The following is a 20,188-nucleotide window of genomic DNA, read 5'->3' on the forward strand; positions in this document are numbered from 1 at the left end:
TTGTTTGTAATTTAGACTAGTCTGTGAGATATGGCGTTATCCGAAACAGGAGGGCGCCATGACGGCATCCGCATTCGATCAAACCGAACGCCTGCACGGCCTCGACGGCTTGCGGGGCGCGGCCCTGCTGCTAGGGGTGGTGCTGCATGGGACCCTGTCCTTCTTTCCGAGCCAGATATGGATCGTGGGGGACGACCAGACCTCGGTCTGGGCCAGCGGCCTCTTCTTCGTCATCCATCTGTTCCGCATGGCGAGCTTCTTCCTGATCGCCGGGCTGTTCGGCCACATGATGCTGAAGCGGCGGGGGGCGCTGGGTTTCATCAAGAACCGGCTGATCCGCATCGCCGGGCCGTTGGCGGCATTCTGGGGACCGATGATGGGCGGGATCGTGGCGGTGCTGGTGTGGAACGCCTCCCTGCACGGCATGACGGCGGCCGACGCGCCGCCGCCGCCGACCTATGACTGGACCAATATCCCCCTGACCCATCTGTGGTTCCTGTGGGTGCTGCTGTGGTTTTATGCGGCCCTCGTGATCGGCCAAGCCGTCCTCAGCCGGTTGGACCGGGCGGGTGGTCTGGGGCGCGGGCTGGACCGAATGGCGGGCGGGCTGATCGGGCCTTGGGGGCCCTTGTTGCTGGGCGCGCCCCTGGCCCTGGCCCTGTGGCTGGAGCCGACCTGGATCGCCTTCTTCGGCATTCCGACGCCGGATGCGGGGCTGGTGCCCGAAACCTCGGCCCTGGTGGGCTTTGGTCTGGCCTTTGGAATGGGCGTCCTGCTGGAGCGCCGTCGCGACCTGCTGGCGAAGATCGCAGGCTGGACGCCGGTCTATCTGGGGCTGACCCTGGGATCCGGGACGACGGCGCTGATGCTGTCGGGCGGGCCGACGCCGGTGCTGACGCCGATGACCGATCCGGCGGCCAAGGCCCTGGCGGCGGCGGCGTTCGGGGTGGCCACCTACGCCTCGATGTTCGCCGTCGTCGGGCTGGCCTTGAGGTTCTGGTCGGGGCACAGCGCGCTGCGGCGCTATCTGGCCGACGCCTCCTACTGGATCTACATCGTCCATCTGCCGCTGGTGATGGCGGCGCAGGTGGTGGTGCAGGACTGGGCCATGGTCTGGCCGATCAAGCTGGCCCTCGTCGTGGTCGGCGTCTTGGCTGTTTCCCTAGCCAGCTATGAGCTGATGGTGCGCCACGGCTTCATGGGGCGCTGGCTGAACGGGCGGCGCGTGCCGTGGCGCACGGTGCGGCCCGCAGCAACGGTCGCCGCCGAATAGCTTGCCAACCTAGGCGGCTGCGTCCATCCGAAGGGGGCAGCCGCGTCGCGCCAGGAATCACCCGATGACCGACAAGTCCCGCACGCCCGAAGCCGACCTCGCCTTCATGCGCTCCATCGTGGAGGGGAGCGGGCGACCGCCGATGACCCTGGCCATCTGCTATCTGGCGGGGGGGCTGCTTTATGGTCTCCAGTGCCTGTTCCACGTCGGGCAGGTGATCGGGCTGATCCGCTGGCCCGATCTGGCCAATCTGATCTTTGTCGTCGGGATCACCACGGCCTTTCTGGCGGTCCTGACCTGGGCCATTCTGAGGGACCGCAGGGCCGGGCCGTCGAACCGGGGGCCGCTGGCGACGCGGGTGACGAACGCCGCCTTCAGCGCCACCGGCATGGCCAATGCGGCCGTGGTCATCGTCTTCGCTGTGGGGGCGTTCCGGGACCAGGATTTCGCCGTCTGGCTCTATTACGCGGCCATCGTCTTCGCCCTGCAGGCGGCCGCCTGGTACGCGGCCTGGGTGCTGAAGAAGAAGGGCTGGATGCTGGCGGTGTCGCTGGGCGGATGGGTCACGGCGGTGGCCCTGGGCGTGCTGGTGCGTCAGCCGGTGGCCTATCTGGGAGTGTGCACCCTGGCCCTGTTCCTGCTGTTCGCCCTGCCGGGCTGGGTGATGTTCCGAGACGCCCGCGCCGGCGGGAAGGCCGCCTGACGCCATGGGTCTGGCGGACGACTTTGGACGGATCGACGAGGTCATCCACGGCCGCATGCGGCTGGGGATCATGGTCTATCTGGCCGATGTCGAGGCGGCGGACTTCACCGAGCTGAAGACGGTGCTGGAGGCGACCCAGGGCAATCTGTCGGTCCACCTGAAGAAGCTGGAGGAGGCGGGCTATGTCGCCATCAGCAAGAGCTTCGTGAACAACAAGCCCCTGACCCGCATCGCCATCACGCCGGAGGGGCGGACGGCGTTCGCCGCCTATCTGGAGGCCCTGGGCGGGTTGATCGGGCGGAAGTGAAGGCGGCCTTCCTCCCCATTTGATGGAGAGGTGAAACGGCAGCGAAGCCGACGAGATGGAAGGGCGTCTCACATCTGGCGTTTGCGCCGCCCCCTCCACCGCTACGCGGTCCCCCTCCCCACGAAGTGGGGAGGAAAGATCGGCGCCTAGCGCCAGCGCAGGGTCTTTCAGTGGGTGACGGCCTCGATCGGGTCGGCGTCTTCCACCAGGACGGGGGTAAGCTTGCGCACGGCGCCGGTCGGGTCGGGCCAGTTGATCGACTGGCCTTCGCTCAGGCCGATCAGGCCCGCGCCGACGTGCGACAGGATCGAGACGCGACCGGCGTCGATGTCGGCTTCGTGCGGCAGGACCAGCTGGACGCGACGGACCTCGGGGTGGCGTTCATCGGCGTAGTGCAGCCAGCGGTTCAGGCCGACGGCGCCCTTGGGCAGGTCGATGGCCTTGCAGACCTGGGCGCGGTCCAGCTCCTGTTGCAGCAGGCCGGCGGGGCCGGTTCCCGGCAGGTCCCCGACCAGGCGATCCAGGGCGTCGAAATCCTCCTGGCTGAGGATGATGGCGGGCAGGGCCGGAGGGCGGCCACGGGTCTTGGCGGTGGTCATGTCGGTTCTCGATGTGAAGAATGGGAAGAAGGGGGTCAGGCGGCCGAGGGGCCGTCGTCGTCGCTCTCGTCGCCTGTGTCGTCACAGGGGGGCGCGGGCTCGGGCGAGGGCGTGGGCGGCGGCGTCGCGCGGCGCCTGAAGGGGATGATGTCGGCGCCGCGCGCAGGGGCAGCGACGTCCTGGGGATCGTCTTGACGATGGGTCATGACATGCGTGTTCGCGGGCGCCGATGGGGCGAACGCGATCCTGATTGGTGAAGACTAGGGAAAAAGCGAAGCAACGCGCCCCGTAGCGGACGACAGCAAGCTGGCCGCTACGGGTTAGATGCCTTCGACGCGGCGACCCGCGTGGGTGAGGCGTCGAGCCTGGCTGACGAAACGTTCCATAGTGGGTAGAGGCTGGGCCTCAGCGCGCGGAAAGTCAAACCGGCGCCCCGGGAGTTCTTGTCGCATGAGCCTTCAATCCCTTGTGAAGCCGCCTCTGGTCCCCCCTCTCGTCATGGGCGTCGTCAACGTGACGCCCGACAGTTTCTCCGACGGCGGCCAGTTGGAGACTCAGGAGGCGGCGCTGGCTCATGCCCTGGGGCTGATCGCGCAGGGCGCGGACGTTCTGGACATCGGCGGCGAGAGCACGCGGCCGGGATCGGATCCGGTCAGCGAGGACGAGGAGATCGCCCGCACCCTGCCGCTGATCGCGGCGCTGCGGGCGCGCTGGGACGGGATGATCAGCATCGACACCATGAAGCCGGGGGTGGCGCGGGCCGCGGCCGCCGCCGGGGCGACGATGTGGAACGACGTGACGGCGCTGATGCACGATCCCGACAGTCTGGCGACCGCCGCCGAGCTGGGGTGCGCCGTGGTGTTGATGCACATGAAGGGGGCGCCCAAGACCATGCAGGACGACCCGCGCTATGACGACGTGGTCGCCGAGGTGGTGGCCCATCTGGTGGCGCGGGCCGAGGCGGCGATGCGGGCGGGGGTGGCGCGCGACAAGATCTGGCTGGACCCCGGCATCGGCTTCGCCAAGACGACGGCGCACAACCTGAGCCTGACGGCGCGGCTGGAGGCCCTGGTCGATCTGGGCTTTCCGGTGCTCTACGCCGCCAGCCGCAAGCGCATGATTCAGGGCGTGGACGAAACCGCAGTCTCGGCGACCGACCGGCTGGGCGGCTCGCTGGCCCTGGCGCTGGAGGGGGCGCGGCGCGGCGCGCGGATGGTCCGCGTCCACGACGTGCGCGAGACCGTGCAGGCGCTGAAGCTGCAGGCGGCGGTGGCGAACGCCGCCCGCTGACGGATCAGGCCTGGGATTGGCTGAGTTCGACCGTCGCCGCATAGGCGTCGCGCAGGGCGGTCCAGCGCGGCCAGTTCCACGAATGGGGAGTGCGGCGCGCGGCGTCGTCGAGGCCTTCCATGTGGTGATGCCAGCCGGCCAGGGTGTTGGCGACGTTGGATTCCCAGTCGCGCGACATGCGGTGGATCAGGGTCAGGCAGGTGCCGTCGCCGTCGGGCGACAGCCGCCACGAGACGACCGAGTCCGCGCCGCCGAAGGTGTGCTCGAAGCGGGTGAAGGGCTGGAAGACCAGGACCTCGTTGGCCTGCCGGCGGACCTCGGGGGTGTCTGGGAATTTCTCGGTGGCGGGCTGGCGGAAATTCAGGTCCATGCGGCCGCCGGGCGTGGGGTCGATCACGGCCTCGGCCAGCCAGCAGGCGAGGCCCTGCGGCGTCGTCAGGGCGGCCCAGACGCGTTCGGGCGAATGACGCAGGCGGCGCTCGAAGCGGATTTCGTAGCCGCCGTCGATCTCGGTCGCGCGGCCCTGGTCTTCGGTCATGATCAGAGTGTCGGTCATTGCGGAAACTCCTTGTCGAGATGGTGTTCAAGCGCGTCGAGGCGGTCGACCCAGAAGCGGCGATAGGGCTGCAACCAGGCGTCCAGCTCGGCCAGGGGGGCGGGGTTGAGGCGATAGAGGCGCCGCTGGGCGTCCTTGCGCACCGTGACCAGGCCCGCCTCGCGCAGCACCGACAGGTGTTTGGATACGGTCGGCTGGCTGATGGGCAGGGCGTCGACGAAGTCCCCGGCGGGGCGTTCGCCGTCGGCCAGCATGGCGACGATGGCCATGCGGTGCGGTTCGGACAGGGCTTGCAGCGCGAGGTTCATGAATATCGTCTATCGGCTATATAGCTATCTGTCAATGTAAAGGCCGTTGCCTCTGCGGACGCCTTCGGTCATGCAGCCGTCATGTCCGGGCTTCTGTCTCTCAATCCGTGGTTGGTGCTCGTGGTGGCGGGCCTGTTCGAGGTCATGTGGGCCTCGGGCATCAAGTATGTGGGGGTGCAGCGGCCGCTGATCTCGCTGGGCGTGGTCGTAGCTCTGATCGCCAGCATGGTCGGGCTGTGGATCGCGACGCAGAAGCTGCCGGTGGGCACGGCCTATGCGGTGTGGACCGGCATCGGCGCCGTGGGCGCGGCGGCGGTCGGGATCGTGGTCTATGGCGAACCGGCGACGGCGGTGCGGGCGGTCTGCATCCTGCTGATCGTTTCGGGCATCGTCGGACTGAAGCTGTTTTCGGGAGCGGCGGCATGAGCGACGCTAAGGGCAGAGTCTTGATTCTGGCGGGCTCCGACTCCGGCGGCGGGGCTGGAATCCAGGCCGACATCAAGGCGGTGACCATGCTGGGCGGGTTCGCCGCCACGGCGATCACGGCTGTCACCATCCAGAACACCCTGGGGGTTCACGGGGTCTATCCCCTGCCGATCGACGTGATCGAGGCTCAGGCCAAGGCCGTGCTGGACGACATCGGCGCCGACGCCCTGAAGACCGGGATGCTGGGCTCGGTCGAGGTGGTCGAGGCGGTGGCGGGGCTGATCGACTATGCCGGGAACGTGCCGACGGTGGTCGATCCGGTGATGATCGCCAAGGGCGGCTCGCCCCTGCTGGAGGATCGCGCGGTCGAGGCGGTGCGGCGGCTGATGGTGCCGCGCGCGGCCCTGCTGACGCCCAATGCGCCGGAGGCCGAGGCCCTGACCGGGATCGCGGTCGCCGATCTGGACGGCCAGCGTCGGGCGGGCGAGGCCTTGCTGGAGATGGGCGCGATGGCGGTGCTGATGAAGGGCGGTCATGTGCCGGGCGAGACGGTGATCGACCTGCTGCTGACCACTGACGGCGAGACGGTGCTGGAGAGCGAGCGGGTGGATACGCGCCATACGCACGGGACGGGCTGTACCCTGGCGAGCGCCTGCGCCGCCGGGATCGCCAGGGGCCTGCCGCTGCAGGTCGCGGTGGCCGAGGCCTGGGCCTATGTCGCCGAGGCGATCCGCCGGGCGCCGGGTCTGGGCCAGGGGCATGGGCCGCTGGATCACGGCTGGCCGCTGCGGGGAGAAGGGCTTGGCGGGCTTTAGGAATCGCCTTCAGACGGCGCCATGACCCTTGAGAGCCGACTGATCGACATTGTTCGCGCCGACGCCGGCCTGATGCATGTGCTGAGCGTGATGCGGGACCTGGACCTGCCGGACTGGCGGCTGTTTTCGGGGGCGGTCTATCAGGCGGTGTGGAACGCCCAGACGGGGCGGGCGACCGGCTATGGAATCAAGGACTACGACATCGGGTATTTCGATCCCGACACCTCGTGGGACGCCGAGGATGCGGTGATCAAGCGGGTGGCCGCGGCCTTTGACGCGCCGGTGCGCGAGCAGGTCGAGGTGAGGAACCAGGCGCGGGTTCACATCTGGTTCGAAGGAAAATTTGGCGAACCCTATGAGGCGCTGAGCTGTACGGACGAGGCCCCGGCGCGGTTCGTGGCGCCGGCCTTCGCCGTGGGCGTGCGGCTGGAGAAGGACGACAGGATCAGCGTGGTCGCGCCGTTCGGGCTGGAGGACGTGTTCGACCTGACCATCCGCCCCAATCCCGAGCGGGGGCTGGCCAAGGGCTGGGACAGGGTCATCGCCAATGCCCGCGGGCGCTGGCCGGAGGTCAGGGTGGTGAAGCCGGGCTGATCTCGGTCGTCATCCCGGCCGAAGCGTAGCGGAGAGCCGGGACGACCCAAGACGCTGCGCTTCCTGCGGTCCCGGATAGCCCTGCGGGCTTCCGGGATGACGGTTGAGGGTATGAAAAGGGCGCGACCCTTGCGGATCGCGCCCCTCGGCCGGGCCTCTGACAGGGAGGGATGAGGCCCGGGTCCGGGTCAGCCGTTAGTAGCGACGGCCGTTGTGGTCGTTGCGCTCATAGCGGACCTTGGACGACAGGCTGTCGTAGCGACGGTCCAGGTCCTGGCGCTCCCAGCGGGTCAGGCCGCCGCGCATGTAGCTGCGCTCCAGACGGACCAGGCTGTTCAGCTCGTTCTTGAGACGCGAGGCTTCGCGGCTGCTCAGCTGGCGGCTGCGGACGCCCTGGTCGATGCGGCGGTCCAGGTTTTGCTTGCGCTGGGAGATGGCGTTCCAGCCGTTGTAGTTCTGTTCGTAGGACGGGCCGCGCGAAGGGCCGTGGCGGTCATACGACTGGGCGGCGGCGGGCAGGGCGGCCGAGGCGACAGCGACGGCCAGGGCGGGGATCAGCAGCTTTTTCATGGTCTTGCTCCTTTGGATCGTCGCAACCGGATCGGCTGCGTTGATCCCAAAAGACCACCTCGCGGCTGAGCCGTGTCTGAACAGCGCGTTTCAGGTAGCGTTCATCGGCATGAGAAATCGGTCATGTTGCGACGGGCGGATACGGCCGGTGCGGCGAACATGCGACGGCGACGGAGAATCCGCGCGCGGACGTTCCTTGTCCGGGTGAACGGCGATAGACTGCGCGTTCAGCCCCCGTTCAGAGGCTGCTGTCTAGAAGACATCCCATGATGCGTATTCGAGCCCTCCTGCTGGCCGGCCTGATCGCCCTCGTCCCCCTGACGGACGCGGCGGCCCAGTCGCGTGGCCGCGACCGGGATCGTGACGACGATCGTCGCGAACAGCCCCGGAACTATCCGGGCCAGGGGCTGCGCGATGCGCCCCGCTCGGCGCAACGGTCGTCGCCTCGCGCCGATCCCGGCGATATCGCTCGCCGGGTCCAGTCGGGGCGTCCCGGCCGGATGCTGGGCGTGCAGGAGCGCGGCGGCGACTATGTGGTGCGCTGGGAGTATCCGGGCGGACGCGTGTCGGACATACAGGTTGACGGCCAGTCCGGCCGGGTTCGCGGAGACTGATGAATGCGGGTGTTGCTTGTCGAGGACGACGTCGATCTGTCGCGCCAGCTGAAGACCGCCCTCGGCGACGCCGGATACGCCGTCGATCATGCCCCCGACGGCGAGGAGGCCTGGTTCCTGGGCGACACCGAACCCTATGACGTGGTGGTTCTGGACCTGGGCCTGCCCAAGATCGACGGGGTTTCGGTGCTGGAGCGCTGGCGCCGCGAGGGCAAGACCACGCCGGTGCTGATCCTGACGGCGCGCGGCGCCTGGTCGGACAAGGTGGCGGGCTTCGACGCCGGGGCCGACGACTATCTGACCAAGCCCTTCCACACCGAGGAACTGCTGGCCCGCCTGCGCGCCCTGCTGCGCCGTTCGGCCGGCCATGCGGCGGCGACCCTGACATGCGGGGGCCTGAGGCTGGACCCGCGCGCGGCGCGGGCGACGGTCAACGGCGAGCCGCTGCGCCTGACCTCGCTGGAATACCGCCTGTTGCACTACATGATGATGCATCAGGGCCGGGTCATCAGCCGCACGGAACTGGTCGAGCATCTGTACGATCAGGATTTCGACCGCGACTCCAACACCATCGAGGTGTTTGTCGGACGGTTGAGGAAGAAGATCGGCTCGGATCGGATCGAGACGGTGCGCGGCCTGGGCTATCGCCTGTCGCCGCTGGCCGGCGAGAGCGACGCGGCCTGATCGCGGGATGACCGACGCCGAGGCGGCTGAAGCGCCCGCCAAGCTGCACAAGAACGAATGGGGCCGCTGGTTCGGGCGGCCGGGCAAGTCGCTGACGCGTCGTCTGATCTGGCTGGCTTCGGCCTGGATTCTGGTCGCCCTGCTGGTGACCGGGGTGGTGCTGACCTCGGTGTTTCAGGAATCTGCGCTGCGACGGCTCGGCAACATGCTGGGCGACACCATCGACGAGGCGGTGGTCGCCGCCACCATCACCCCGGAGGGCGAGGTCTTCGTCGGTGAGATCCAGGACGCGCGCACCCAGCGTCTGCTGTCCGGCAAGTACTGGATGGTGGCCGAGCCGGGCCCTGACGGGCGGTTGCAGGTTGTCGCGCGTTCGGCGTCATTGGGGCGGGCCGATCTGGAGTACGCCGCCGATCTGGATGATCGGCTGCACGCCGCCTTCGGCCAGACCATCAGCTACAACGCCGACGACGGCCCCAAGGGCGAACCTCTGCGCATCGCCGCCAGCATGAAACAGCTGCCGGGGCGCACCGCGCCGGTGGTTTTCTTCGCCGGGGTGGATCGCTCGGACATCGACGCCGACACGCGCCAGTTCGCCACCGTGACCTGGGTGGCCATGCTGCTGCTGGGGGCCGGTCTGGTCTCGGCGGTCTTCATTCAGGTGCGGGTGGGCCTGCGCCCCCTGTTCGACCTGCGCGATGAGATTTCAGATGTACGCAAGGGCCGTTCGCACCGCATCGAACGCAGCTATCCGCTGGAGATCCAGCCCCTGGCCCAACAGGTCAACCGGCTGCTGACCCACAATCAGGAGACGGTGGAGCGCCAGCGCACCCACGTCGGCAACCTGGCCCACGCGCTGAAGACGCCGCTGGCGGTCATGCTGGCCGAGGCGGGGACGAGCGAGGGCGTCCTGCCCGACATGGTGCGCAAGCAGACCCGGGTGATGCAGGATCAGGTCGACCACCACCTGCGCCGCGCCCGCGCGGCCGCCCGCGCCGCGCACGGCCTGGGCGAGACGACGCCCATTGGCGAGGTGCTGGACGAGCTGGCGGTCATGCTGGAACGGGTGTTCGAGACCAAGGGGGTGGAGATCGACTGGCGCGCGCCGGACGAACTGGCCTTCCTGGGCGAGCGTCAGGACTTGCAGGAAATCTTCGGCAACCTGATCGAGAACGCGGCCAAATGGTGCAAACGCCGGGTGCGGATATCGGCCGGCGTCTCCTTGCCCGGTCAGATGATCGTGGTGGTTGAGGACGATGGCCCGGGCCTGCCTGTCGACCAGCGTGACGCCGCCCTGAAACGCGGCGCCCGCATGGACGAGGATACGCCGGGCACCGGCCTGGGCCTGTCCATCGTCGACGACCTGACCCGCGCCTACGGCGGTCGTGTCACCCTGGCCGACAGCGACATGGGCGGGCTGAAGGTGCTGCTGGAGCTGCCGGCGGCGGAGGGCTGAGCGGCGGCGCCCGCGAACTATGGCCGCATCTCCGAAGTCGCGCTCCGGGCGTTCTTCTCGAACAGCCATGCAGGGAGCCGAAAAATGATCGACTACAATGATACGGTCTATGTCGAGTGGGACAAGGCGCTGGAGGGCCTGCGCGCCGCCCATGAGAACTACCGCAGGAAGCTTGATGACCCCGAAAAGGCGCAGGCCCGCGAGGTCCTGGCTCGCGCACAGGCCGCCTATGAGGCAGCGCTCGACAAGATCCGCTGATCGCCGCCTCTGGCCCATTCGCGGAAATCGGTTGCCGGAGGAGAGTGGAGGGCCGACGTGTCAGTCGGAAAATGCAAAACCCGCTACGGAACGACGGTTGACGTCGTCCCGTAGCGGGCTTGCCAGACGGGTTGTCGGTTGGGGAGCCGCCCGTCAGGCGCCGCGTGGATCCGCGAGGGCGGCCATGGCCTTCTCGAGCGCGACATGCATCGAGAGGGTGTCGGCGGCCTGCCTCGGCGGATACTTCTTCAGGCTTTCCAGGTGCTCGGCGATGAAGGGCGCGCCGGCGTTGGGCGCCCAGAGCTTGGAGGCGAAGAACTTGCGCCCGATATAGCCCCACTCTTCGCTTTCGGGGTCCATCTTCTCCATCGGATCCATACGCAGGTGGAAGAGGTAGGGGATGCTGGGATAGGACTTCTCGGTGAACCAGCTGCCGTTCTTCTTGACGCCGATGTGCATCTTCCAGTTGTTCACCCGAACCGCCATCAGATCGGTCTCGTCATAGTAGTAGTGGGCCGTGCGCGCCGATTTCTCGGACTTGCCGCTCCACATGTCGATCTGGTTGAAGCCGTCCAGATGGCAGGTGTATTTGACGCCGTTCATGGTGTGGCCGTCGAGGAGCTTTTCCTTGACGCCGGTGGCGCCGCCAGCCTCGGCCAGGGTCAGATACAGGTCTTCGTGGTTCTGGATGCCGTTGGCCGATGAGCCGGCGGGGATGGTGCCGGGCCACTTGATCAGGCAGGGCACGCGGACGCCGCCTTCCCAGGTCGTGCCCTTCTCGCCGCGGAACGGGGCGTAGCCGCCATCGGGCCACAGCATCAGTTCGTTGCCGTTGTCGGTCGAGTAGATGACGATGGTGTCATCCTCGACGCCCAGCTCTTTCAGCTTGTCCAGCAGCATGCCGACGTGTTCGTCATGCTCGAGCATCTTGGCGCGGACCACGTCTTCCTCGGCCCGGCCCTCATCCACCGCCTGTTGCAGGTACTTCTTCTGCGGGTGGGAGAAGATGTGGATGGCGGTGGTGTTGAACCAGCAGAACCAGGGCTTGTCGTCCTTGCCCACGCGATCCATCCAGTCGAGGGTCTTATCGACGACCTCCTTGTCGAAGGTCTCCATCCGCTTGCGGGTCAGAAGACCGGTGTTTTCCACCTTCTGCTTGCCGCGCTTGCCGAAGATGCCGTCGTCGGTTTCGTCGAACTCGTCCGTCGCCCAGGCGTGCAGGACGCCGCGCGGGCCGAATTTCTTCTGATACTCAGGGTTCTTCTGACCGGGATAGTCCAGCTCTTCGGGCTCTTCCTCGGCGTTCAGGTGATAGAGGTTGCCGAACCATTCGTCGAAGCCGTGCGAGGTGGGCAGGAACTCGTTGCGGTCGCCCAGATGGTTCTTGCCGAACTGTGCGGTGGCGTAGCCCTGATCCTTGAGCACCTCGGCCAGGGTCGGGTCTTCCTTCTGGATGCCCCGGGTCGAGCCCGGGATGCCGATGGTGGTCATCCCCGTCCGCACCGGCATCTGGCCGGTGATGAAGGCGGCGCGCCCGGCGGTGCAGCTGGGCTGACCATAGTGGTCCGTGAACAGGCAGCCGTCGCGCGCGATGCTGTCGATGTTCGGCGTCTTGCCCATCATGCCGTGGGTGTATGCGCCGACATTCCAGTATCCGATGTCGTCGCCCCAGATGACGAGGATGTTGGGTTTACCATTCGGCATAGGTCAGCTCCTGCTTGGGGGTGTGACCAAAATCTAGACCCGTCGGGCTTCCTGATCCTCGGGTGAAACCCTTGGGTTCGGCGTTTAGGAACCCGCAGACGGGGCGTTAAGATTCACCGATGGGCCGCATGGCTTTGCAAAAGCCCCTGTTAACCCGGAGGGCGCACCCTTGGCGCCGTGGTCGGGACTCGGTTCGGCCGAAGGAGTGTTCATGGCGGACCTGTCGGTCGCGCAAAGGGCCGCCCTGGCCCAGCTGATCGCCGCTTGCCCGGATCGCCTCCTGTCGCCGCTGGAAGAGCTGGCGACCGCGATGACGGGGGATCGCGCGTGGGCGCTGCGCGACATGGTGGAGGCCGAGGGGCTGGACCGGCGGCGGCGCGACGCCGCCTTTGCGCCGCTGACGCCCCTGTTCCGGCCGCGTGAAGACGGGCTGGAGGGCTTGAGCTTTCCGGCCTCCGCGCCCGGTCGGCTGTGGCGGCTGGCGACGCGCAATGAGCCCGAGCTGCTGCCGCAGCTGGATCGCGACGACGAGCTGTCGCGCATGGTGGCCGACCGCCTGTGCCTGAGCGCGGCCTCGGCGGTGCGGGACCGGGGCGAAGGTCTGTGGCCCGGCGCCAGCGCGGAACAGGCGGCGGAACTGGCGGCCTGCTTCGATCTGGCGGGACTGGCGCGGCGCAGTCTGACCTATCTGGAGGCATGGCTGGGACGGCCGGGGCCGGAGGCGACGGCGGAGTTGAAGCTGGCCTTGCGCCAGGCGGCCTCGATTGCGCCGGACGGGGCGGCGCGGCTGATGGAGATCTATTTCGCCCATCTGACAGACGCCCGGACGATGTTGCGGCTGGTGGCTCTGGCCACGCCTGCCGCCGGGCGCGAGACGGTGGTGAGCGAGAGCGAGCTGGCGGTCTTCGTCGACCGGGTGGTGACGGCGCTGGCGCATCGGGCGGCGGAGGCGGCGACGTTCGATCCGACGGCGCCGGGAGCGGACGCGGCTCTGCTGAAGACCGACCTGGACTGGTGCGCGGAAACCCTGTCCGAGATCGACATGACCCTGCCGTTGCGGGCCGACAGCGCCTGGGGCAAGGCGGTGCGGCAGGCGCGGCTGAAGATCGCCCTGCGACTGTCCGAACTGTTCAGCGCGGCGGAGAAGGCGGCGGGCAAGGTGTTGCCGGTCGAGCGCACGGCCATGGCCGGACGAATGACCCGCCCGGCGCCGAAGCTGGACGAGGCGGTGGACGCCGCGGCGGCCGACAGGGCCAGGGCTCTGGCGGCGGTGATCGGACTCGTGCGCGGACCGGCCACGGTCTTCGGCTGCGAGGCCGAGCGGCGCCAGACGGCGGAGGGCCTGACCGGGCGTCTGGCCGCCTGGGCCGACGAGGCGATCGAGCGGCTGAACGACGGCGCGGCGCCCGACGAAGCCGTTGCGCGCAAGCGGATCGCCCTGACCGCCGAACTGCTGGGCCTTATCGGGGCCAAGGATGCAGCGCGGACGGTGCGGCGGCGTCTGGGGGTGGCGGGGACGGCGCCGACGGTTTTGACGCCCGGTGCGACTTCGCGAGCCTCGCGTCAGGTCGCCTGATCCGCTAGAGCGGCGGACATGACGATCTTCTGGATCATGACGGGACTGGCCACGGCCCTGGCCGGGCTGCTGGTGCTGGCCGGCGCGCGACGCGGGGCGGACGCGGAAGGCCTGGTCGACCGTGAGGCTGGCGCGCGCGAGATGGCCGAACTGGATCGGCTGAAGACACGCGGTCTGCTGGACGAGGCGGGCTGGGCCGCCGCCCGGGCCGAGGCGGGGCGGCGGCTGCTGGCCGCGCGCCGCGATGCGCCGGCGCCGGCGGCGGGATCAAAGGACCGGGTCTGGGTTCTGGGCGGGATCGGGCTGACGGCGGCGGTTTCGCTGGCCCTCTATCTGGGTCTGGCCGCGCCGGGCATGGCGGATCAGGCCTATGAGACGCGCGTGCGGGACTGGGCGGCCTCGCCCGAGACGCTGGAGCCGGCCCAGGCGGCGGCCGTGATCGGCCGCATCGTCAAGGATCGGCCCGACGACCATCAGGCCCTGACCATGTTGGGCGCGGCCCGGTTCGAGGCGGGCGATCCCATCGGCGCGGCCTCGGCCTTCCGCCGGGCGCTGGCGATCAAGCCCGACGACGCCCAGAGCTGGGCGCGGCTGGGCGAAAGCCTGGTGCGGGCCAACGAGGGGGCGGTCGGCGGCGACGCCGAGGCGGCCTTCGTCGAGGCCTTGAAGCATGACCCGGATCAGCTCGGCGCGCGGTTCTTCCTGGGCGAGGCGGCGCTGAAACGCGGCGACAAGGCCGGGGCGGCGGCGGCCTGGGGGCCGCTGATCGCGGCGCTGGAGCCGAACGATCCGCGCCGGGCGGAACTGCAACAACGACTGGGCGGGGCCGGATGAGCCTGCGCCGCAACCCTTCTGTGATGTCCTGACATGAGCTGGCTTCCCAAATCGCCCAAGGCGCGGCGGCGTCTGTGGATCGTGGCGGCGGCGGCGCCGGTGCTGGCCCTGGCGGTCGGTCTGTCGCTGTGGGCCATGAAGGACAATGTCACCTACTTCTTCTCGCCGTCCGAAGTGACCGAGGCGGCCGCGCCGGCGGGCCGGGTCATCCGACTGGGCGGGCTGGTCGAGGCCGGCAGCGTGGTCAAGGGCGCGGACGGGACGGTGGTCTTCGTCGTCACCGACAATGTGGGGACCTCGACCGTCAGCTATCACGGCGACCTGCCCGACCTGTTCCGCGAAGGGCAGGGGATCGTGGCCCAGGGCGCCTTCCGCCCCGACCGCGTGTTTGAAGCCAGCCAGGTGCTGGCCAAGCACGACGAGACCTATATGCCGCGCGAAGTCGCCGACCGGCTGAAGGAAAAGGGCGAGTGGCGGCCTGAGACGGGCGAAGCCCCGCCGAGCCAAGCGAGCCGCAGCCTGTGATCGTCGAACTGGGGGCGTTCGCGCTGATCCTGGCCCTGGTGTTGGCCGGGCTGACCACGGCCCTGGCGACGGCGGGGCGGCTGAGGCTGAGCCCTGTGCTGGCGGGGGCCGGGGGCGGGGCGCTGATCGCCTCGGCGGCGGCGACGGCGTTGGCGTTTGCGGCCCTGATCTACGCCTTTGCGGTGTCGGACTTCTCGGTGTCGAACGTGGCCCTGAACAGCCACACCGACAAGCCCATGCTCTACAAGGTGGCCGCCGCCTGGGGCAGCCATGAAGGCTCGCTGGTGCTGTGGTGCCTGGTCATGACCGGCTTCGGCGGGGCGCTGGCCCTGGCGCGCGGTCTACCGTTCGGGCTGAAGACCTCGAGCGTCGCGGTGCAGGGCGCGCTGTCGACCATGTTCCTGGCCTTCGCCGTCTTTACCTCGAACCCCTTTGCCCGTCTGGACCCGGCCCCGGTGCAGGGGGCGTCGCTGAACCCCCTGTTGCAGGACCCGGCGCTCGCCTTCCACCCGCCGCTGCTCTACGCCGGCTATGTCGGGTTTTCGGTCTGTTTCTCTCTGGCGGTCGCCGCCCTGATCGAGAAGCGGGTCGATCCGGCCTGGGGCCGCTGGGTGCGGCCGTGGGCGCTGGCGTCCTGGGCCTTTCTGACGGTCGGCATCCTGCTGGGCTCCTTCTGGGCCTATTACGAACTGGGCTGGGGCGGCTGGTGGTTCTGGGACCCGGTGGAGAACGCCAGCTTCATGCCTTGGCTGGCGGGGGCGGCTCTGCTGCACTCGGCCATCGTAACGGAACGGCGCGGGGCGCTGGCGGGGTGGACGGTGTTTCTGGCCATCCTGGCCTTCACCTTCTCCATGCTGGGGGCGTTTCTGGTGCGCTCGGGCGTGCTGACCAGCGTCCACGCCTTCGCCGTTGATCCCGAGCGGGGCATGATGCTGCTGGCCATCCTGGGCGTGGCGGCGGGGGCGGCCTTCATCCTGTTCGCCTTCCGGGCGCCGGCGATCCGGTCAGGCGCGGCATTTGCGCCGATCAGCCGTGAAGGCGCGCTGGTGCTGAACAATCTGTTCCTGACCGCGGCGGCGGCGACGGTGCTGCTGGGGACCCTGTACCCGTTGATCCTTGAGGGGATTTCTGGGGCGACCATTTCGGTGGGGCCGCCCTATTTCGCCGCGACCTTCACGCCGCTGATGCTGGTCGCCTGTCTGATCCTGCCCGCCGGGCCTCTGCTGGCGTGGAAGCGCGGCGACCTGAAGGGGGCCTTGCAGCGGCTGTGGCTGGCGGCGGGTCTGGCGGTCGTGGCGGCCTTCGCGGCCTTCCTGCTGTTCGAGCCGAAGAAGGCGCTGGCGGCGGCGGGGCTGGGCGTGGGGGCCTGGCTGATCCTGGGGGCGCTGGCCGAAGTGGCGACGCGGACCAAGGCCTTCCGGGCGCCGCTGGTCGAGACCCTGCGTCGGGCCCGGGGTCTGCCGCTGGGCGCCTGGGGCATGACCCTGGCCCACGCGGGTCTGGGGGTCTTCATCCTGGGGGCGGTGGTCGAGACCAGCTTCAAGGCCGAGGCGGCGGCGGCTGTGCCCCTGGGCGGCGTGGTGTCGTCGGGGCCGTGGCGGGTGCGGCTGGACGCGGTCGAGGTGATCGAGGGGCCGAACTATCTGGCCGAGCAGGGGCGGCTGACGGTGTTTCCGGTCGAGGGTGATGCGGTTGAACGCGTCGTCACCGCCGAGCGGCGGTTCTTCCCGGCGGGCGGGCAGACGACGACCGAGGTGGGCCTCGACTTCCGCGGGCTGGATGACGTCTATGTGGTCATGGGCGAGCGGGCGCGCGCGGACGACGGCCAGCAGGCCTGGACGGTGCGGGTCTATTACAATCCGTGGGCGCGGCTGATCTTCCTCGGCCCGGCGATCATGGCCCTGGGCGGGGTGCTGTCCCTGATGGATCGGCGGCTGCGGGTCGGGGCGGGTTCGCGTCGCAAGACGGAGGTCAAGGGGTGAGGCGGCTGGCGGCGTTGGCGGGGGCTCTGAGCCTCTTGGCGGGCGCGGCGATGGCGGAGCCGCCCCCGGCGCCGGATCGTCCCTTGCCCGATGCGGCGCAGGAGGCGCGGGCGCGGGCCCTGTTCACCGACATCCGCTGCGTCGTCTGCCAGCACGAATCCATCGCCGACAGCCCGGCCGGCATCGCCGCCGACATGCGCCGCCTGGTGCGCGAGGAGATCGCGGCGGGCAAGAGCGATCAGGCGGTGCGTCAGGACCTGGTGCGGCGCTATGGCGACTATGTCCTGTTCCAGCCGCCGGTGCGGGCCGGGACCTGGCTGCTGTGGTTCGGGCCGTTCGCCCTGGTGCTGGGCGCGGGCGCGGTGTTCGTGTGGCGGGCGCGGCGGCGGCGGGTCGAGGTGCAGCCTCTGACAGCGGAAGAAGAGCGGGCGCTGGCGGCGCTGACGGCCGCGACGGACGACGCCGAGCGCTAGGTCGGTCTCGTCTCATCTTCCGTTCATCCCGGCGTCCGCCGGGATGAACGGGGAGGGGGGCGGTTCTCTAAAATGACAGGCTTCGCCGCGATCCTGACGCACCTGCGCCTCACGGCGAACGCGGATCAGGAACAACCATCGCGAGGGCGTGCATTGGCTTTGGCCATAACGCCCTATATCCATGGGCGAACGGAGCTTTTGGAGCTCCGCCTTTCAGGACTGCAAGGACGACGATGCTGAAGCGCAAGGAGTTCATTCTGGGGGCCGCGGTCGGCCTGACCTTCGCCGCCGCCGCGACGGCGGGCGGGGTCATCAGCTGGCCCGGCGCACACGCCGCGCCGGCCGCCGCACAGGCGGGACGGCTGGTCCCCTCGGCCGGGGCTGCGGGCCTGGCCTTTGCGCCGCCGCAAGGCGCGCCGCTCAGCTTCGCCGACATCTTCCAGCAGGTCGCGCCCGCCGTGGTGCAGATCGACGTCAAGACGCGGGTGCAGCGCCCGACCGCGATCCAGATCCCCGGCTTCGGCGCCGTGCCCATTCCCGGCGCGCCGCGCGGCGGCGGCTCGGGCGAAGAGGGCGAGGACGACAACTCGACCACGGCCCAAGGCGCCGGCTCGGGCTTCTTCATTTCTGCTGACGGTTTCATCGTCACCAACAACCACGTCGTGGCGGACGCGATCGAGATCAACGTCAGGCTCAGCGACGGGCGTGAGCTGAAAGCGCGCCTGATCGGCCGTGATCCCTTGACCGATCTGGCGGTGATCAAGGTCGAGGGCTCGACCTTCCCCTTCGTCTCGTTCGAGGACAAGGCCGAGCCGCGCGTCGGCGACTGGGTCATCGCCGTGGGCAACCCCTTTGGCCTGGGCGGCACCGCCACGGCGGGCATTGTTTCGGCCAAGGCCCGCGATATCGGCGGCAATGAGAACCCCTACACCGACTTCATCCAGATCGACGCCGCCATCAACCGGGGCAACTCGGGCGGCCCTACGTTTGACATCTATGGCCGGGTGATCGGCGTGAACACGGCCATCTTCTCGCCCACCGGCGGCTCGGTCGGCATCGGCTTCGCCATTCCGGCCGGAATCGCCAAGGAGACGACCGACCGTCTGATGCGCGGCGAGAAGATCGAGCGCGGCTATCTGGGCGTGACGATCGGCAACCTGACCAACGAGTACCGCGAAAGCCTGGGGCTGCCAGAGGGCACCAAGGGCGCCTACATCACCGACGTGACGCCCGGTGCGCCGGGCGCTCAGGGCGGCTTGCAGGCCGGTGACGTCGTCGTGAGCCTGAATGGCAGCCCGATCGAGGGCAGCAATGAACTGACGCGGGCGGTCGGTTCGGTGGAGCCCGGCGAAACCCTGAGGCTGGAACTGCTGCGCGAGGGGCGACGCCAGACGATCACCCTGCGCGCGGGCACTCGCCCCGCCAACCTCGGCGCTGCGGAAGCAGAAGCCGGCGACCCGGGGACGCCGGAGGCGCCCGGCGTCGTCGCTGGCGAAAAGGTCGAGGGGCTGACCGTCGCGCCGATCACCCCTGCCCTGCGTAGCCGCTACGAGCTGGCGGAAACCGTGCGTGGCGTGGTGGTGACGGCCGTGGAGACCCGCTCCGAGGCCGGGCGTCTGCGCTTCCAGCCGGGCATGGTGATTGTTCAGGCCAATGGCCGCAACGTGACGACCGCCAAGGAACTGCGCGACGCCGTCGAGGTCGCACGGACGGCGCGCCGCCCCGGCGTCCTGCTGCTGGTGCGGACACCCGCAGGCAATGCGCCGATCGTCCTGCCCTTCGCCAAGCCTGAATAAGGCGTAACTGACGGGATCGGCGGCGATGCGCTAACATCGCCGCCGAATCTGTTTCTGGAGGGGCCTATGCGTATTCTGGTGGTTGAGGACGACGCTGAGGCGGCGACCGCGATGGTGCGAGGCCTGTCCGAGGCCGGGCACGAGGTGACGCACGCCGTGGACGGCGCCTTCGGCCTGCTGGAATCGCAAAAGGGCGGCTACGACGTCTATGTCGTGGACCGCATGATGCCGCGGCTGGACGGCGTCGGCATGGTCGAGACGGTGCGCAAGGGCGGCGATCAGACGCCGGTCCTGTTCCTGTCGGCGCTGGGCGAGGTCGAGGACCGGGTGACGGGGCTGAAGGCCGGGGCCGACGACTACCTTGTGAAGCCCTACGCCTTCGCCGAGCTGATCGCGCGGGTAGAGGCGTTGGCGCGCCGTCGCGAGACGGGCGGGGTGCAGACCGTGCTCAAGGTCGGCGACCTGGAGATGAACCTGATCGCCCGCACCGTGCATCGCGGCGCGACCGAGATCGACCTGCAGCCGCGCGAGTTCCAGCTGCTGGAGTTCCTGATGCGCCACGCCGGCCAGTCGGTGACGCGCACCATGCTGCTGGAGAAGGTGTGGGAATACCACTTCGACCCACAGACCAACGTCATCGACGTCCACATCAGCCGCCTGCGCTCCAAGATCGACAAGGGTTTCGACCGGGCCATGCTGCAGACCGTGCGCGGCGCGGGGTATCGGCTGGAGGCGTAGGGCAGACTTTCTCCCTCCCTTTCATGGGGAGGGTGGTTTGATCCTCCCCCGTTTACGGGGGAGGGGGACCGCGCGAAGCGGGGTGGAGGGGGTGACCACAGACGCCC

Annotated in this window: 24 protein-coding genes; 18 read left to right on the top strand and 6 right to left on the bottom strand. The window is 69.0% G+C overall.

Annotated features, from left to right (window positions below; all coding sequences use genetic code 11):
• Positions 1–58 precede the first annotated feature (58 nt).
• The 3 genes from ACOZBP_RS16550 to ACOZBP_RS16560 all read left to right on the top strand — a co-directional run bounded on the left by ACOZBP_RS16550 (position 59) and on the right by ACOZBP_RS16560 (position 2,283).
• On the top strand, positions 59–1,273 hold the full coding sequence (locus ACOZBP_RS16550; protein ID WP_422677425.1) for an acyltransferase family protein: 1,215 nt from the start codon (positions 59–61) through the stop codon (positions 1,271–1,273).
• 64 nt (positions 1,274–1,337) lie between these two features.
• Positions 1,338–1,976 (top strand): hypothetical protein, encoded by a 639-nt coding sequence (locus tag ACOZBP_RS16555; RefSeq protein WP_422677426.1) that lies wholly within the window; start codon positions 1,338–1,340, stop codon positions 1,974–1,976.
• Positions 1,977–1,980: 4 nt separating this feature from the next.
• Entirely contained in the window at positions 1,981–2,283 is a 303-nt protein-coding gene (locus ACOZBP_RS16560) for a transcriptional regulator (RefSeq protein ID WP_333610823.1), read from the top strand.
• A 167-nt stretch (positions 2,284–2,450) separates the two neighbouring features.
• Here ACOZBP_RS16560 and ACOZBP_RS16565 read toward each other — a convergent pair whose 3' ends face one another.
• Together ACOZBP_RS16565 and ACOZBP_RS16570 are read right to left on the bottom strand one after the other, a co-directional pair.
• Complete coding sequence (locus tag ACOZBP_RS16565; RefSeq protein WP_422677427.1) at positions 2,451–2,882, bottom strand: GreA/GreB family elongation factor; 432 nt, start codon at positions 2,880–2,882, stop codon at positions 2,451–2,453.
• 35 nt (positions 2,883–2,917) lie between these two features.
• Positions 2,918–3,088: a hypothetical protein gene (locus ACOZBP_RS16570; protein WP_422677428.1), complete on the bottom strand. Its 171-nt coding sequence runs from the start codon at positions 3,086–3,088 to the stop codon at positions 2,918–2,920.
• Positions 3,089–3,332: 244 nt separating this feature from the next.
• Between ACOZBP_RS16570 and folP the strand changes: the two genes are divergently transcribed.
• The gene (gene folP / locus ACOZBP_RS16575) at positions 3,333–4,172 is read left to right on the top strand and encodes a dihydropteroate synthase (protein ID WP_422677429.1); all 840 of its coding nucleotides are present in this window, start codon (positions 3,333–3,335) and stop codon (positions 4,170–4,172) included.
• Positions 4,173–4,176: 4 nt separating this feature from the next.
• On the opposite strand, the gene ACOZBP_RS16580 is transcribed toward folP, so the two are convergent.
• The gene (locus tag ACOZBP_RS16580) at positions 4,177–4,728 is read right to left on the bottom strand and encodes an SRPBCC family protein (protein ID WP_422677430.1); all 552 of its coding nucleotides are present in this window, start codon (positions 4,726–4,728) and stop codon (positions 4,177–4,179) included.
• Positions 4,725–5,036 carry an ArsR/SmtB family transcription factor gene (locus ACOZBP_RS16585; RefSeq protein ID WP_422677431.1) on the bottom strand — a complete coding sequence of 104 codons (312 nt, stop codon included), beginning with the start codon at positions 5,034–5,036 and terminating at the stop codon, positions 4,725–4,727. The genes ACOZBP_RS16580 and ACOZBP_RS16585 overlap by 4 nt, the downstream gene beginning before the upstream one ends.
• A gap of 81 nt (positions 5,037–5,117) precedes the next feature.
• On the opposite strand from ACOZBP_RS16585, the gene ACOZBP_RS16590 reads away from it, so the two are divergent.
• The 3 genes from ACOZBP_RS16590 to ACOZBP_RS16600 are packed head-to-tail and all read left to right on the top strand — an operon-like array spanning position 5,118 to position 6,871.
• Positions 5,118–5,462, top strand: a complete 345-nt coding sequence (locus tag ACOZBP_RS16590) for a DMT family transporter (RefSeq protein WP_422677432.1) — start codon at positions 5,118–5,120, stop codon at positions 5,460–5,462.
• Positions 5,459–6,277, top strand: a complete 819-nt coding sequence (thiD, locus tag ACOZBP_RS16595) for a bifunctional hydroxymethylpyrimidine kinase/phosphomethylpyrimidine kinase (RefSeq protein ID WP_422677433.1) — start codon at positions 5,459–5,461, stop codon at positions 6,275–6,277. The genes ACOZBP_RS16590 and thiD overlap by 4 nt, the downstream gene beginning before the upstream one ends.
• A 21-nt stretch (positions 6,278–6,298) precedes the next feature.
• Positions 6,299–6,871, top strand: coding sequence for a nucleotidyltransferase family protein (locus ACOZBP_RS16600; protein ID WP_422677434.1), 573 nt, complete (start codon positions 6,299–6,301; stop codon positions 6,869–6,871).
• A 195-nt stretch (positions 6,872–7,066) separates the two neighbouring features.
• Here ACOZBP_RS16600 and ACOZBP_RS16605 read toward each other — a convergent pair whose 3' ends face one another.
• The gene (locus tag ACOZBP_RS16605) at positions 7,067–7,441 is read right to left on the bottom strand and encodes a hypothetical protein (protein WP_422677435.1); all 375 of its coding nucleotides are present in this window, start codon (positions 7,439–7,441) and stop codon (positions 7,067–7,069) included.
• Positions 7,442–7,707: 266 nt separating this feature from the next.
• Between ACOZBP_RS16605 and ACOZBP_RS16610 the strand changes: the two genes are divergently transcribed.
• From ACOZBP_RS16610 to ACOZBP_RS16625, 4 genes are all read left to right on the top strand, one after another.
• Positions 7,708–8,055 carry a hypothetical protein gene (locus ACOZBP_RS16610; RefSeq protein ID WP_422677436.1) on the top strand — a complete coding sequence of 116 codons (348 nt, stop codon included), beginning with the start codon at positions 7,708–7,710 and terminating at the stop codon, positions 8,053–8,055.
• Positions 8,056–8,058: 3 nt separating this feature from the next.
• Entirely contained in the window at positions 8,059–8,739 is a 681-nt protein-coding gene (locus ACOZBP_RS16615; RefSeq protein WP_114818691.1) for a response regulator transcription factor, read from the top strand.
• Positions 8,740–8,746: 7 nt separating this feature from the next.
• A complete protein-coding gene (locus tag ACOZBP_RS16620) occupies positions 8,747–10,195 on the top strand; it encodes an ATP-binding protein (RefSeq protein ID WP_422677437.1) in 1,449 nt (482 codons plus the stop codon).
• Positions 10,196–10,279: 84 nt separating this feature from the next.
• On the top strand, positions 10,280–10,453 hold the full coding sequence (locus ACOZBP_RS16625) for a hypothetical protein (RefSeq protein ID WP_422677438.1): 174 nt from the start codon (positions 10,280–10,282) through the stop codon (positions 10,451–10,453).
• A gap of 153 nt (positions 10,454–10,606) precedes the next feature.
• Here ACOZBP_RS16625 and ACOZBP_RS16630 read toward each other — a convergent pair whose 3' ends face one another.
• Complete coding sequence (locus ACOZBP_RS16630) at positions 10,607–12,157, bottom strand: arylsulfatase (protein WP_422677439.1); 1,551 nt, start codon at positions 12,155–12,157, stop codon at positions 10,607–10,609.
• 211 nt (positions 12,158–12,368) lie between these two features.
• Between ACOZBP_RS16630 and ACOZBP_RS16635 the strand changes: the two genes are divergently transcribed.
• The 7 genes from ACOZBP_RS16635 to ACOZBP_RS16665 all read left to right on the top strand — a co-directional run bounded on the left by ACOZBP_RS16635 (position 12,369) and on the right by ACOZBP_RS16665 (position 20,081).
• Positions 12,369–13,733, top strand: a complete 1,365-nt coding sequence (locus ACOZBP_RS16635) for a hypothetical protein (protein WP_422677440.1) — start codon at positions 12,369–12,371, stop codon at positions 13,731–13,733.
• A gap of 18 nt (positions 13,734–13,751) precedes the next feature.
• On the top strand, positions 13,752–14,567 hold the full coding sequence (gene ccmI, locus ACOZBP_RS16640) for a c-type cytochrome biogenesis protein CcmI (RefSeq protein ID WP_422677441.1): 816 nt from the start codon (positions 13,752–13,754) through the stop codon (positions 14,565–14,567).
• Positions 14,568–14,600: 33 nt separating this feature from the next.
• Positions 14,601–15,092: a cytochrome c maturation protein CcmE gene (ccmE, locus tag ACOZBP_RS16645; protein WP_422677442.1), complete on the top strand. Its 492-nt coding sequence runs from the start codon at positions 14,601–14,603 to the stop codon at positions 15,090–15,092.
• Positions 15,089–17,074, top strand: coding sequence for a heme lyase CcmF/NrfE family subunit (locus ACOZBP_RS16650; protein ID WP_422677443.1), 1,986 nt, complete (start codon positions 15,089–15,091; stop codon positions 17,072–17,074). The genes ccmE and ACOZBP_RS16650 overlap by 4 nt, the downstream gene beginning before the upstream one ends.
• Positions 17,071–17,547, top strand: coding sequence for a cytochrome c-type biogenesis protein (locus tag ACOZBP_RS16655; RefSeq protein WP_422677444.1), 477 nt, complete (start codon positions 17,071–17,073; stop codon positions 17,545–17,547). The genes ACOZBP_RS16650 and ACOZBP_RS16655 overlap by 4 nt, the downstream gene beginning before the upstream one ends.
• Positions 17,548–17,780: 233 nt before the next feature.
• Positions 17,781–19,343: a Do family serine endopeptidase gene (locus tag ACOZBP_RS16660; protein WP_422677445.1), complete on the top strand. Its 1,563-nt coding sequence runs from the start codon at positions 17,781–17,783 to the stop codon at positions 19,341–19,343.
• 66 nt (positions 19,344–19,409) lie between these two features.
• Entirely contained in the window at positions 19,410–20,081 is a 672-nt protein-coding gene (locus ACOZBP_RS16665; RefSeq protein WP_114818597.1) for a response regulator transcription factor, read from the top strand.
• Positions 20,082–20,188 lie beyond the last annotated feature (107 nt).

It is taken from the genome of Brevundimonas sp. NPDC058933 (genome assembly GCF_049315965.1).
In the GTDB taxonomy this organism is placed as follows: Bacteria; Pseudomonadota; Alphaproteobacteria; order Caulobacterales; family Caulobacteraceae; genus Brevundimonas.